Below are 13956 nucleotides of genomic sequence, written 5' to 3'. Positions count from 1 at the left end.
GATGGCCGCGCGGCCTAATAACGTTATTCAAAAGCTTCAAATAAGCTCACGTCCATTAAATGGGTTATATGGCTAATACTACTCCCCTCTCAAGGCCTCGATGGCGCATATTCAACATCCTGGCGTTTGGCGAGCGCCGGGCGAAGGCGCTCGAAGAGTACCTCGATGAACGGGACGAGGTCGGCGATGCCAGGGTCAACGAGCAGGACCATAAGCTGATCGCGTCCGTCATGCCCGGGTCCGACGAGTGGGAAGTGGAGGATGCCGCTCTCTCGGCGGGCTTTCCCATAGCCGAGTCCAAGGCGCCGCTTGACTCGGGCGAAGGCAGGCTGGAGATCATATTGCTCGCACTGACGGTCATCGCCACCGCCCTGTCGTTCCTCGGCACCTACTATAACGTCATCACCGGCGACTACGCCCTGCTCGTCGGGGCTTTCATCGTTTTCATCTGCGGCTACCCGATACTCAGGAACGCCATCACTGCCGTGTTCGCGGGCAGGTTCGGCCTCGAGCTGCTCCTGGGGATGGCCATCCTGGCGCCCCTGCCGTACTCGTACCAGGCGGCACAGCCCTTATATTATGCGTCAGGCATCGTCGTGCTCATCAGCCAGGCGGCGAACATCCTGAACCGCTTCATCGAGCCCCGGTTCAGGGGCCTGGGCTTCTTCCTTCCGTCGACGGCCATGAACGATAAGGGCGAGTGGGTCGAGACGGTAGAGGCAACACTACTGAAGGTGAAGCCGGGGTTCCATGTTCCCCTGGACGGCACTGTGACGGAGGGCGAAGGCCTGGCCGTGCCCGCGGGGTCATGCATCGGCTCCCGCGTCCGGGAAGGCTCGCAGGTCACCGGCGGCTCCCTCATGATGGAGGGTGGGATACTCGTCAAGCCAAAAGAGAAGGGCGAGCCCAGGCTTCGGAGGGCCGCCGCGGCGCTGGTCGCGGCCCGGAAGCCGATCGAAGTGCTGCTCAGCTACCCGAAGTCTATCGAGCGGGCGCTGCTGCTCGTGACCATCATGGGCATAAGCTTCGTCGTAGTGTTCATGTTCAACTACGCCGCCGCCGTCGCCATCCTGATCGCGTCGGCCCCGGCCGCGGCGCTCCTCGCCAGGCCGCTGTCCCTCATCTCCTGTTACCTCGCCGCGTCCCGCCAGGGCGCCGGCTTCACGAGCCACGGCTCCATCGAGCGCATGAGCACGGCGGATGCCGTCGCGTTCGACGGCCTGGGCTCGGTCGCCGATAAGGCGTCGCTCGTAGATTCGGCTCCGGCTGCGGGGCACTCCGCCGACGAGGTGAAGGCCGCCGTGGACGCCTACGTGGGAGATGACCCCACGTTCATGGACGCCCGGGATACTGACGGCTATTCTCTCCTCGCCCTGAGCGATGCCTCGAGGGCAGGCCAGGTGCCGGAAGACCTTCTCGCGAAGGCGCGTGCCTTCGAGAGCCAGGGAAAGCTGGCCCGTTACGCGTTCAAGGGCTCCACGCTCCTGGGCGTTGCGGCCTTCCACCTGTCCGTGGAGGACGACATGAAGGCCTCGGTTGAGCGGATGAACAAGCTGGGCATCAATAACGTGATGCTCCTGTCCGCAGAGCCGCCGGCCATATCGGAGGCGGTCGCAAAGAAGGCCGGCATACCCATCGTGAAGTCCCGGATGGAGGACGACGAGCGCCTGGAGTTCATCAGGAAAGTGGGCGCCGACGGGAAGAACGTGGTCGCCGCGGGAAGGGGCTGTGAGATCTCCAGGTTCGCCGCCAATGCGGCCGCCGTGACAATAAAAGAGCAGGCGCTGGGCTTCGAGGGCCTGGAGGACGCCATATGCGCCTCGCCCTCGGACGTGGCGGGGCTGATATCCCTCTCTAAGAATGAAGTGAAGCGGGCCAGCGAGGGCATGTCGTTCGGCTTCTACTTTAATACCTTCGCCGTCATCGCCGCCTCCACGACCCTCGCGGACGTCGAGCTCGTGCTGCTCATGGTGGCGGCGAGCCTCGTGGCCATCGCCACGAACTGCGCCCGGATGTACTTCACCAGGCTTAAATAAGCTTAGCGGACATTTATATATTTATTATTTTTATATTAATATTTGATGAGATTACCGGCGGCCGCTGTGATCCTGTTATTCGTCTTAGCATCGGCTCCCGCCATGGCCCAGGAGTACGGCTCGGTCACGGGCATCGTGACCTCGGCCAATAATGCCGCCATACCGGGAGCGACCGTCACGCTGTGGGCCATCGTGGACGGGGTGCCTGTCCTGGCCGTCGTTCCGAACAACCCCCAGTATACCTCGAACTTTTCCAGCTCGCTGCCGGGCGCTTACGTGTTCACCGGCGTCCAGCCGGGCCTTTATAACGTGACGGCGCAGTGGGGCGAGAGCTGGTTCTACGCGCAGGTGAACCTCACCGGGGGCACCGCCACCGCCAACATCGTCATCCCCGAGTACGTGGACGTTCTCGCTATCAAGGAGCCCACGCCCGTTCCTACGCCTAAGACGTACTATACCTACGTGCCGGTGCGCGTGTCGTCGCCCCTGCCCCAGGCCACCGCCGCCAGGAGCCCCGGGTTTGGGACGTTACTCGCATTACTATCATTACTAGTGGCTGTATTGCTTCTCAAACGGTCGAAGTAACCCGTTATGCAATCCCGGAGTGGTCCAACCACAGGGGCACGGAGAGCGCAGAATTTCACGGAGATTTTTTTAAAATAGAGACACAGAGCGCACAGAGGACGGGTTTATATTTAACCTGGGGCACAGAGTTTAAAGAGGCATAGTTGACGATAAACCACTACACGCTTATAATATTCAAAATTACTCATTAATTGTTTATTGGTCAACAGTGCCTTGATTAACTCTGTGCCCCTGATAAACCAATAAACCGGGCTCCGTGGCCTCCGTGCCTCAAATTATTAAGAAAAACTCTGTGAAACTCCCGTGCGCTCGGTGCCCCTGTGGTTGGACCACTCCTGGACGGCATAACGTTAAACGACAAATTGTACTTTAGCATTCTAGCTGTAAAAGGAACGCGGCATACGAGAACCACATTTTAATATCTCTAATACATATTATAATCCAGTCTTATGCTCAAGGTCATCTTCCTCGGCACGGGCGGGTCCGTCCCGAGCCCCTGCAGAGGCATGCCGTCGCTAATGGTCGTACGAGAGGGCGAGCGCATGCTCTTCGACTGCGGCGAGGGCACCCAGCGCCAGATGATGTGCTGCCGCTCCGGGTTCATGGACGTGGGCTCGATCTTCTTGACGCACTTCCACGCGGACCACACGCTGGGCATCCCCGGGCTCATCCAGACCATGGGCTTCCAGGGGAGGACTGAGCCTCTGCACATTTACGGCCCGAAGTTCGTGCGGGAGTACTGCGATATTTTAAACTCGTTAGGCTATTTGAAGCCGGCATTCGATGTGGTGGCGCACGAGCTCAGGCACGGCGACGTCGTGGAGCGTAACGGGTATAAGGTCGAGGCGTTCCGCACGTTCCACAGCGTCCCCGGCCTGGGCTACGCGCTGATGGAGGACGCCCGGCTTGGCCGGTTCGACAGGCAGAGGGCGCTGGAGCTTGGCGTGCCCGAGGGGCCGCTGTTCGGAAGGCTCCACCGGGGCGAGGACGTCGAGGTCAAAGGCAGTATAATTAAAAGCTCTGACGTTGTCGGCGAGCCCAGGCCCGGAAGGCGGATCGTCTACACGGGCGACACCGCGCCCTCGCAGGCATTCTTACCTGTGCTGAAGGGCGCCGATTTATGGATTTCCGAGGCCACATTCGCCGACGAGGCCTCCGATAAGGCGGCCGAGACGCTCCACTCGTCCTCCGGGGACGTGGCGAGGCTCGCGGCCACGGCGGGCGTGCAGCGCCTGATACTGACCCACATCAGCAGCCGGTACTCCGAGGACATCACCCCACTGTTAGAGGATGCGAGGAAGTACTTCCCGGGCGTCGTCGTGGCCGAGGACTTCATGGAAGTCGACGTGCCTCTCAGGGAGTAAAGCCTGTTTAAGCGGCTCAAAAAAATGATAAGAATGCACGAAGGCTGTTTCAGCCACAAAGCCCCTCCAAGCTGGCTCGAAGACACTCTAAGACTTTATTAAAATATTTTATAATTTCTTCGTGTCACTTCAGGCCCTCTTCGAGTCGCTTCGAGGCTGAAACAGCCTTCGTGCATTCTTATAATAGCTTAGAGGGGCTTAGGCTTCAGGACAACGTTTATCAACTTCCATGCCCGTCTTTGAATTATGACCGCCGAGGACCCTAACAAGTACGCCCGGTTCCAGAAGTTCAACAAGCAGACGTACGAGCAGGTGAACGATACGCTGAAGCAGCGTACCCACCTGACGGCGCGGGAATGGGTCATCGCCCGCCTGTGTGCAGACTTCAAGGCGGAGGACGGCAAGGTGCCGATGACCTGGATCGGCGAGCATCTGCCAGAATTAGTGCCATTTATGGACGCCCAGTACGAACGGCAGGACGTTTCCTCGGCAGAAGCTGCCTTCAAGCGCAAAGTGGCACGGTCCGGCACCACGTTTTTCTACGCATATTATGCAGGCCTCATCTCGCTGGACGAGATGCTGGACACCATCCAGGTAGTCATAAAAAATATCGAGGCTCTCAAGAAGATCGAGGGCGCCGACGTGTCGGGCGACGTGAGCCTCGAGGTGCAGCAGATGATGGCCGAGACGCTGCGCCGCATAACCGAAAAGCTCAACCAGGTCAGTGAGCCTGAGGGACTTCAATAGCCTCTACCTGAGCTTTTAACGCCTTATCCCCCGGCACCGCCAGCGAGAGGAACGACATGACAACCGCGATGGCGATGAGCGATAGTACCCCGTTAAATATCCCGAAGTGGTCCGAGATGACGCCCGTCAATAACACGAGGAGGCCCCCGACGCCGTTGGCGAAACCTAAAATGAGGCCGCCGGCCATGCCCTGGGTCCGGGGGAGCATTTCCTGCGCCTGGAGCACCGTGCCAGGGTAGGCCGCATAGATGAAGCCGCCGGCGATGGCGATGAACGGCCAGACCAGGAAGTCGGGGCTGGTGAAGGCCAGGTAGAAGAACGGGAGCGAGGCGAAGAACGCGGCGACCAGCACCTGCTTTTTGCCATACTTATCCGAGGCCCAGCCGCCGATGATGCCGCCGATGGCGTTGGCGATTAAAAATATAAAGAGCGTGATGCCCGGGGCGATGAGCGAGAGGTCATAGCCCATGAAGGTCCAGCCCTTGAAATGCAATGCATAGTACAGCGGTATGAAGGTGATCATGCCCGAGCACACCCAGGCCCGCAGGGACACGACGGTCACTAGCGTCGCCAGGGGCGCCTTCACCTGGCCCATGTCGTGCAGCATCTGGCGGAGGTCGATGTGGTTCTTCCTGCATTCCTCCTCCATGTCGGGGGAGTATTTGTAGAGCATGTACGAGACGATGAGGCCGGGGAAGATGAGCAGCGGTAACGAGTTCAAGCCGAACCAGCCCACGATCATCACCGCGATTAACGGCATGACCGAGTACCCGATGCTTCCGCCCGCCGAGAAGATGGACACGCCCACGCCCTTGTGGTCCCCGCTGACCCTGGGCACCATGGCCGCTCCCTGTGGGTGGAACATGGCCGAGCCCACGCCCGCGAAGGCGACGATCGCCACGATGGCCGCGTAGCCGGGGGCGATGCCCAGCAGGCACATCAGGACGGATATCCAGGCCACGCCCAGCGCGGCTATCCACTTCTTGCCGTACCTATCTGCCAGATATCCGAAGATGGGCTGGATGAGCGTGGAGGTGACGGCGAAGACCGAGGTCAGGCCTGCCGTGGCGGCGTAGGACAGGTTGTACATCTGCTTGAACATGGGCAGGAGGGGCGGAAGCAGGTTCGCGTAGACGTCCACCGTAAAGTGCCCCAGGCCCAGAAGAAATACCCTGAACTTGTCGAACCCATTATCCGCCGTTTTAACATCCCTTCGTGGTACTTTGAATCCCCCATAATGGGCAGATGATATAAAAAAGTTTGCCGGCTTAGCCAAGCCTGGGCCTGATACTGCCGGGAAGGGCCAGGGCAAAGAGCATGGCCATCACGGGCAATAAGACCAGCGAGTACACCGCCGCCGTGAGGCCGAAGGCGTCCGCGAAGGCGCCGGTGACAGAGACGCCCAGGCCGCCGATGCCGATGGCCAGGCCCAGGATGAGGCCCGAGGCAATGCCCTGGTTATTGGGTATCAGGTCCTGGGCGATGAGCACCGCCGGGGAGAAGGACGCGAGGAGCGCCGCCCCGGCCATGGCCGTGAGCGCCCACTCGACCAGGCCGCTCGTGGACAGGGCCAGATATAGCAGAGGCCCGGTGATGACGAGGCTCGTCACGATCACGAACTTGCGGCCGTACCTGTCCGACGCGGCGCCCCCGATGAGCCCGCCGATGGCGCCGAAGAGCAGGAGAACGAACAGGTGCACGCTCGCCGTCACCGGCGCCTCATTCCGTAAGGCGAAGTATAGGGGTAAGAACGTGATGAGCCCGAAGAAGACCCAGGCCCGCATGACCACGATGCCCGTGACCACCAGGAGGGGCTTGATGACCGAAGTGATGTCCCTGATTAGTTCTCCTACCTTGAGGTGCGCCCCGGTCTGAGGCGCCTCCGGCGCGTACCTGTACAGCAGCAGCGACATGAGGAAGCCGGGGATGAGGAATACGAGGGTCCCCTTGAGGCCCCACAGGGCCGTGGCCGGCACGACCAGAAGCGGCGTTATGGCGTACCCCAAATTCCCGCCCGCGGAGAAGATGGACACGCCCAGGCCCTTATGGTCGCCGCTCACCCGGGGGACCATGGATGCGCCCTGCGGGTGGTAGGCGGCGTTGCCGAACCCGGCCAGGGCAATGAGAGTTAACAAAACGATATAAGAGCCCGAGCTGTCCAGGCCCAGATAAGAGACCACGCCGATGAGCGACATGAAGAAGGCCACCCAGGCCGTGCTCAGCGCCACGAGCCACCGCCGGCCATGCTTATCGGCGTAGTAGCCGAACAGGGGCTGTACAATGCTCGACGTGATGGTATAGACGGTCGTGAGCATGCCCGACGCAGCATAAGAAAGGCCGTAGGCCGCCTTCAGCATCGGGAGCAGCGGCGGGACGATGTTGGAGTAGCTGTCGTTGACCAGGTGCCCCATCGCTAAAATCAAGATCCGAAAGGTATCGAAGGCGCCCTTAGGCTTCTCTTTTTCGACGACGACCTGCTTAAGGGTGGTGCTCGCGTTTTCTAATGAACTCAAGGCTTCTCCTTCCTTCTTCCAGGCTCCGGGCCTCGACGACCGCCATGCCCTTGAAATCCTTCAGCTCCGGGAGCACACGGCCCCAGTCGACGGTGCCCTTGCCCAGCTCCAGGTGCTCGTCCTTTATGCCGTGATTATCGTGGATGTGGACGTGGGCGAACTTCGCTTTCTCCTTTAAGAATTCGGCCGTGTTCCTCATGGTGTTGGAGTGGCCAACGTCGAACGTCATGCCGATGCCGTCGCCCACGGACTCGGCCATGCCGAAGATCTCATAGGGCGTCCTGCATAACAGCTTTTCAATGTTCGGCATGTTCTCCAGGCACAAAGTAACGCCATGCTCTCCAGCGTGTTTGCAGAGTTCCCTGAGGGCGTCCACGTTCCTCGTCCACGCCTCGTCGGGCATCTGGCTCCCGAGGGGCGACAGGATGCCCGGGTGAACGACGACAATTCTTGAAAAGTCGGCGGAAAGCTCCACGCACTGCCTGATCTGCCGTATGGTCTCGTCCCTTATAGCGTCATTCACGGACGCCGGGTTCAGGTCGGAGAACGGCCCGTGGACCGTGATCTCGATGTCCATGCTGTTGATGATATCCATGAAACCGGGCAGGCTCTCTTTGGTAATTTTCTGCTGGCCCTCGCTCACGATCTCCCAGCCGTCGAACCCCATGTCCTCGAGGCCCGCCGCCCAGTCGAAGGGCTTCGTGACCAGCTTGTAGGCCGAAAAGCCCACCTTCAAAGCTCGATCTCCTCCAGGGGCTTCCCCTCCCGGGTCTCGGGGGCAAGCCAGTCTGTGATGAGCATCGGGTCTTTGTATCTTATGGTCACGTAGATGCCGCCAAGGGCCACGTCGTGGTCCAGGAAGTTGAGCTCGCCCATGTAGGCGGCCTGCTTGTTCAGCTCAAAGGATATTTCATCGTCCTTCATGCCCTTGTACATGGCGCCCCGGGCGGTGTCCAGGATCTTCTGCTCCCTCAAGAGCTCGTGCAGGCGGTCGAGGCCTGCCTTGCCCTCCAGCCTGTCCACGTACCCCTTCTGCTGGATAAGATGGAGCTTAGCGTCAGGGAATATGTTTCCGATGGCATGCCTGACCTTCTCCTCTGGCTCCGTCGGGAACACGAGAGCGGAGACGGTGGTCTCAATGCCCTCCTTAACGAGGATGGAGCGGATCTCATCCCGGAACCGCTCGATGGGGTCCAGGTTCGTGACCTCCTTATCGGCCGCCTCGATCGCCTTCCCCATTCCCCAGGACAGCTCCCTCTCGTCCCGCTGCCTCAGGCCCTCGGCGCTCGCCATATCGTCGGAGCGCCCGCGGCGGGACAGCCTCTCAAGCCTCAGCTCAAAAGGGGCGTCGATCTTCACCAGGGTAAAATTATCGTCAAAAGCCTTCTTGAATGTCTCCACCTCGGCGATGCCCCTGATGCCGTCCACGACCACCGCATTCGCCTTACCTTCATATGCCTCGATCTTAGGGATACACCGCTTCGCTATCGCGTCCATTCCCTCTTCCTTCCTGAGCTGATTTGCGGTGCCCCCGATGTTCGCGTCCGTGGGGGCAAGGCCCCTGTTCTTTACCTCCTCCCGGAGCACGTCGCCCATGATGACGACCGGAATGCCCAGGTCCCGGGCCACATTGGAGGCCTCGGTCTTACCGGCGCCCGGCATGCCGACGAAAGCGATGACCTTCATAAAGCGTAAACCTCGATGAAAATCCATAACACGCCGGCTCGTATTAATACTTGTGCAAAACCGTTCAGGCAATTGCAGGCAATTGGAGAGCACGACAACATTTTTCACCATTGAGCGTTTAAACTATTCTTCAAGGCAAAAGACCATGATCAGAAAAGACTCCATAGTGCCGGCGAGCCGGGTGAACAGGAAGGAGCTTATCCTTTCCACCATCCTGAAGGTCTACGCCATCCGCTCCGAGGTCGAGGAGCGGGCCGAGGAGAACCGGTTCAGGAACGTGCCGCTGCTGGGCGACCTGGCCACGATGCTGTCGAGCCCGTCCCTGTCGAAGAGCCAGTACAAGGACGCGACGGCGTTCGTCACCGCGACCTGTACCACGGGCGAGTCGCTCACCCTCATCGAGCAGATCACCGGCTTCAAGGCGAGCGTGCCGGCGCAAAAGCCGTCGAACGTCTGGCTTTCCTACGCCGGGCTGGTGGCCCCGCTGCTGCTCGCGATCCTCGCGGAGGCGTACATGTACTATATCGGCGTCCTGTCGCAGATGCCCTACCTGGCAGTCGCCATCGTGCTCGTGGTCGTAGCCGTCGTCGCCTCGATAATCCTGTTCGCGTACCTGGGCTATGACGAGGCCTACCGGCGCGAGCTTATCGAGAAGGCCGTGTGGAATGCCATGCACGAGGAGGCTGTCCGCCGGCTTAAAAAGAGTGGCGCCATCAAGACGCACGAGCCGCTTACCTAAGCTTTTATTATTTCGTCGCCGTACAGGTGCGTCCTTACTTTTACCACTTTCACACTGCTTTTTTCTCTGGCTGCCCTGGCCAGCTCCACCAGCTTATTCCGGTGGACTGCCTCGGAGGACTTGAGCCTGTCGTCCATGGCGACCTCTGGCCTGCCCTGCTGGACCACGTAGGCGTCCGCGCACTCGGCCTCCAGGGCGATCTTCGCTATATCGTCGGGCCTGTCGCTGATGCCCTGGAACACGGTGGTCCGGGCCTCCATGAGCTGTATCTTCCCTTTCCTGCGGAGCTCGCAGCACAGCGCCAGCGAGCGCCTGATCGCCTCGAAGAGGCTCCTGTCCATGTCTCCGCACGCCGCCCTGTAAGGCTCATACTCCAGAGGAGCCTTAACGTCCATGAACACTGCATCGAGCAGATCTGCATTCGCCATCTCCTCGATACGGTCCGGGTAGGCGCCGTTGGTGTGCACGCCCACGAGCAGGCCAAGCCCCTTTACATATTCGGCCATCTCCCTGAGAGCGGCGGGCTGCATGAACGGCTCGCCGCCAGAAAAGATCACGCCGTCGACGAAGCGGGACGCTTCAAGCACCCTGGCGTTGACGGTCTCGGTGTCCGAAGCCTGGATGTCCTCGGGCACCTCGATGAAGCGGGAGTTGGAGCAATAAGGGCACTTCAGCGGGCATCCCCACATGAACACGACCAGCACGACCTTGCCGGGCCAGTCCAGCGTCGAGGTGGGAATGACGTCCCCGAGGTTGAGCTTCATGAGTGAATAACTTGGAGCTATAATACGATAAACATTACTTTAAAAAATAGCCGGGGCCATCGGGGCCCCTCTATATGCAGTACCTGCGCCTGTCGCGGAGCTCGGCGACCTTGGCGTCGTTCCAGCCGCCCGTGGTCGACTCGCCGCTCCCGATGCGCTGGCAGTAGCCGGTGATCCTCGAGTAGTACTCGAGCGCAGCGCCCGTGGCGCCGCAGTTCGGGCAGGATTTTTGTAAACCGCCGGACACGGTGGCGCACGCCTTACAGGTCGTCAGGTCACGCGTAAAGTCGAACAGGCCCATGCTGGTGTTCCGGCACAGCTTCTCCGTCAGGCTCATGAGGCCTTCGGGGTTCGGCGTGCCCTCGCCCAGGAAGAGGTGCGTGATGTGGCCGCCGTTGCAGACAGGGTGGAACTCGCCCTCGAGCCTCGCCCTCTCGAACATCGGCACGTCCGCGTCCACCTCGAGGTGGGAGCTGTTCGTATAGTAGACGTTGCCCTTCTCTTTGTCGCCCTTGACGATGGCGCGGTCGCCGAACTCGCGGAGGTCGAGCTTCGCGAACCTTCCGGAAGTGGACTCGGCCGGGGACTGCGTGAGCGTCCAGCGCCAGTCCGTCATCTCGGTCCTGAACTCGGCCCAGTCGCGCATGTACTTTATCAGGTCCATGCCGAAGTCGTAGGCGTCCCTTGACTCGTGAAGGCCCTTGCCGATGTGGATCTTCGTGAACTCATTTAAGCCCACGAAGCCGACCGTGTGCGTCAGGTCCTTGAACTGGTAGTAGTCCTCGCCGCTCTGGCCCTTCTGGGTGAGGAACGGCAGTAGCTTGTTATCGTAGAGTCGCCTCTCGATGAGCTCGTGCTTGATCTCGAGCGACTCTCTGATGAGGTCGAGCCTCTGGTCGAGTATCTCGAAGACCTTGTTGTCGTCGCCGTTCGCCTCGATGGCGATCCTGGGCAGGTTGAGGGTGTTATAGTGGATATTGCCCGTCCTCATGGTGCTATAGCGAGGGTTCGTGTAGCCCTGCCTGTCGGCCCAGTCCCCGCTGAGGCGGGTGCGGCAGCCCATGCTGTTGACCGCCCCGTGCTGCCACTTCGGCAGCATGTTGAGGATGTACGGGGTGCCGTACTTGGAGAAGAGGTAGTGCACCTTGAGCAGCATCTCCTGCTGCTTCGGGTCCTTGAACGCCGAGTCCCTGACCTTCACGATGGTGTTGGGGAACAGGTGCGGCTTGCCCCGGGCGTCGCCGTCCAGGAACACGTCGAGGAGCGCCTCGGTGAAGACCTGGAGCTCGTCCTCGAAGTCGCCGTACGTGCCGACGACCTTGCCCTTCGGGCCGATGGCCGGCTCGTCCCTCAGGAAGGGAGGCACGGTCAATTCGATGTTGACGTTCGAGAAGACCACCTGGCCGCCCCTGGCCACGTACTGCATGTTCATCTCGTAGACGAACGCCTGAGCGACCTGCTTGACCTCGTCGTAGCTCATCCCCGTGAAGAACGGGGCCATGAACACGTTGAAATTATCCAGCGACTGCCCGCCGGCCATGTTGGTCTGCGAAGAGGCCAGGATCTTGGCGGCGTGGAGCGCCGCGACCATGGCGTGCTTTGGAGGCGCCGCCACGGAGGTGTGGTTGCCCGTGCCGTCGACGCGCAGGCCGTTCTGGAAGAACCAGGACAGGTCGTGCTGCAAACAATTAGGGCGTATCGCGAAGTAGTCCGCGTCGTGTAAGTGGATGTCGCCCCTCAGGTGGGCGTCCGTGATGTGGCGCGGAAGGATCTTGACCAGTAAGTACTCTCTCAGGATCTGGTCGCCCGCGAACTTGTGGATCGTCTCCGGGTTGTGGTGCAGGTTCGCGTTCTCCCTGCTCCCGTGCTCGATCAGCTGGGTCACGTCGTAGACGGGCATGCCCAGCCTCGTATACTGGGAGCGCGCGTCCTCCAGGCCCTCCTCGAGCAGCTGCACGGTGACGATCTCACGGATAAGAGGCGCGGTGAGGTAATTCACCTTGAGCTTTCGAAGCTTGCCCTCGACCTCCTTGGAGACGTGGCCCGCCACTTCCCTTGACAGGTCCGCTTCCTTGATGAGGGAGTCCTCGATGAATTTCGGGTCGAACCGCTCGAGCGTGCCCTTGGAGGTACGCACGAACATCTCGTGGGCCTGCTTGTACTTGAGCGCGGCCTCCGGGTTCTTCTGGTCGACCAGGTTGATCAAAATCGTACGCAATGTTCGGGTGGACATGCCGTCGTATATCTTATACTGGAGCTCGTCCGCTATATCGGCGGCCGCCTTGTATGGGACGCCGGAACGTATGAGGCTAACGACCACCTTGTTGGGGTCGTACAGCTCTATCCTGCTGTCGGACTTGATGATGTATATGCTCCCCTCTCGCGCCTTGCCCCCGTAGGGCGCAGGTGGAGCACTCGTGCTGTCGGATCTTGTATAATAAGCCATTCAACCATCCCTTTTTGTCACATGGGATATGTGACCCGATGATCGTTTTTTCCACCTGATGACTACTTGTTAATGCTTGATAGATTATAAGGCTTCTCGTTCGTAGTGTATGTGTGGACATTTATAATTATCGTCATATCTCGTTTTGTAGTTGGCGGTATGGAAGTGACGGCCCGATAATCCCCTGGTCCGCCAAATACACGTAACCCTGTCGCAGGCCTCCGATAGTTACCTCCTTAGATTACCCCGCCCGAGGCTAAATTAATAATTATATTATGGTAACTAGCATAAAATATTTGGGGCAAATATTTTTACAAAAAATCAATTATAATATACGGTCACGGCCATGGACGTGCGATTGATAGACGAGGCCTGCCTGGAGCGTATCCGGGGGCTTGGCCTGCCGGGCGCCAGGGATAGCAACCCCTACGTAGTGCTGAGCGTCCGGGGCGATGGCGCCCGGGCCCCGGAGAAGTGGAACGCCCGCGTATATAAGGATAAGGGCGGGCGGCTGAAGCTCGTGACCGTAGACCTGAAGGCGCTTACTGATATGCTCGAGGGGCGCAAACCCTCCGTAAAGCGGCATACCATCAGCGTGGACGACGCCGGGTGGGGCTTCCCCCTGGGCGGCGTCATGATCGGCGCCAGCGACGGGCGCCGGGTAGAGACCGGCCTGGTGCCCGTGGACTACTTCCAGGGCGAGCGGTTCGGGCGCCACGAGTACCTGGGCTATGCCGCCACGGTCACGCTGGAACTCCTTAAGCGGTTCGATGCCCGCCCGGGCGATACCCTTGTCGAGATATGCACGGGCTACGTGAACGTCGGCTCGAAGGAGGCGCTGCGGAAGGCCGGGTACGAGGTGAAGGTGACCGAGATCAAAGGCCTCCTGCAGGACAAGCTGGAAAATCGGTTCGCCGCCTACGTGAAGGACCTGGGGTATGAAGGCTACGTGGACCCCAAGGAGACCCACGACCCTAAAAACCCCTTTAAAAGCATTATAAGGTGGATCGAGGAAAGGCCCGGGGAGCGCATGAGGCTCGCCAAGACGGGCTGGAAATATTTTAAAACGATGTGAC

The 13956-nt window shown here is 60.0% G+C and carries 12 protein-coding genes; 6 read left to right on the top strand and 6 right to left on the bottom strand.

Annotated features, from left to right (window positions below):
- Positions 1–68: 68 nt before the first annotated feature.
- From MCP_RS14395 to MCP_RS14380, 4 genes are all read left to right on the top strand, one after another.
- Positions 69–2036, top strand: coding sequence for a cation-translocating P-type ATPase (locus MCP_RS14395; protein WP_128860091.1), 1968 nt, complete (start codon positions 69–71; stop codon positions 2034–2036).
- A 45-nt stretch (positions 2037–2081) separates the two neighbouring features.
- Entirely contained in the window at positions 2082–2621 is a 540-nt protein-coding gene (locus tag MCP_RS14390; protein WP_128860090.1) for a carboxypeptidase-like regulatory domain-containing protein, read from the top strand.
- A 449-nt stretch (positions 2622–3070) separates the two neighbouring features.
- Complete coding sequence (locus MCP_RS14385) at positions 3071–3985, top strand: ribonuclease Z (RefSeq protein WP_012901578.1); 915 nt, start codon at positions 3071–3073, stop codon at positions 3983–3985.
- A gap of 246 nt (positions 3986–4231) precedes the next feature.
- Positions 4232–4732, top strand: coding sequence for a DUF5806 family protein (locus MCP_RS14380; protein WP_012901577.1), 501 nt, complete (start codon positions 4232–4234; stop codon positions 4730–4732).
- On the opposite strand, the gene MCP_RS14375 is transcribed toward MCP_RS14380, so the two are convergent.
- The 4 genes from MCP_RS14375 to MCP_RS14360 are packed head-to-tail and all read right to left on the bottom strand — an operon-like array spanning position 4707 to position 8931.
- A complete protein-coding gene (locus MCP_RS14375; protein ID WP_012901576.1) occupies positions 4707–6008 on the bottom strand; it encodes an MFS transporter in 1302 nt (433 codons plus the stop codon). The two genes, MCP_RS14380 and MCP_RS14375, sit on opposite strands and share 26 nt — an antisense overlap.
- Positions 6001–7245, bottom strand: a complete 1245-nt coding sequence (locus MCP_RS14370) for an MFS transporter (protein WP_012901575.1) — start codon at positions 7243–7245, stop codon at positions 6001–6003. Before MCP_RS14370 ends, MCP_RS14375 begins: the two co-directional genes overlap by 8 nt.
- Positions 7211–7975 carry a sugar phosphate isomerase/epimerase family protein gene (locus tag MCP_RS14365; protein WP_231845219.1) on the bottom strand — a complete coding sequence of 255 codons (765 nt, stop codon included), beginning with the start codon at positions 7973–7975 and terminating at the stop codon, positions 7211–7213. The genes MCP_RS14370 and MCP_RS14365 overlap by 35 nt, the downstream gene beginning before the upstream one ends.
- 2 nt (positions 7976–7977) lie before the next feature.
- The gene (locus MCP_RS14360) at positions 7978–8931 is read right to left on the bottom strand and encodes an AAA family ATPase (RefSeq protein ID WP_012901573.1); all 954 of its coding nucleotides are present in this window, start codon (positions 8929–8931) and stop codon (positions 7978–7980) included.
- 145 nt (positions 8932–9076) lie between these two features.
- Here MCP_RS14360 and MCP_RS14355 point away from each other — a divergent pair, with 145 nt between their 5' ends.
- Positions 9077–9670, top strand: coding sequence for a hypothetical protein (locus MCP_RS14355; protein ID WP_012901572.1), 594 nt, complete (start codon positions 9077–9079; stop codon positions 9668–9670).
- Here MCP_RS14355 and MCP_RS14350 read toward each other — a convergent pair.
- On the bottom strand, positions 9667–10434 hold the full coding sequence (locus MCP_RS14350; protein ID WP_012901571.1) for an anaerobic ribonucleoside-triphosphate reductase activating protein: 768 nt from the start codon (positions 10432–10434) through the stop codon (positions 9667–9669). The two genes, MCP_RS14355 and MCP_RS14350, sit on opposite strands and share 4 nt — an antisense overlap.
- Before the next feature lie 70 nt (positions 10435–10504).
- The gene (nrdD, locus tag MCP_RS14345; RefSeq protein WP_012901570.1) at positions 10505–12880 is read right to left on the bottom strand and encodes an anaerobic ribonucleoside-triphosphate reductase; all 2376 of its coding nucleotides are present in this window, start codon (positions 12878–12880) and stop codon (positions 10505–10507) included.
- Between the two features lie 346 nt (positions 12881–13226).
- Between nrdD and MCP_RS14340 the strand changes: the two genes are divergently transcribed.
- Positions 13227–13955: a hypothetical protein gene (locus MCP_RS14340; RefSeq protein ID WP_012901569.1), complete on the top strand. Its 729-nt coding sequence runs from the start codon at positions 13227–13229 to the stop codon at positions 13953–13955.
- The last annotated feature ends 1 nt before the right edge of the window (position 13956 follow it).

The sequence above is a fragment of the Methanocella paludicola SANAE genome (assembly GCF_000011005.1).
In the GTDB taxonomy this organism is placed as follows: Archaea; Halobacteriota; Methanocellia; order Methanocellales; family Methanocellaceae; genus Methanocella; species Methanocella paludicola.
Note: the sequence above shows the minus strand (reverse complement) of the source record. Positions and strands in the feature narration are given on the sequence as shown.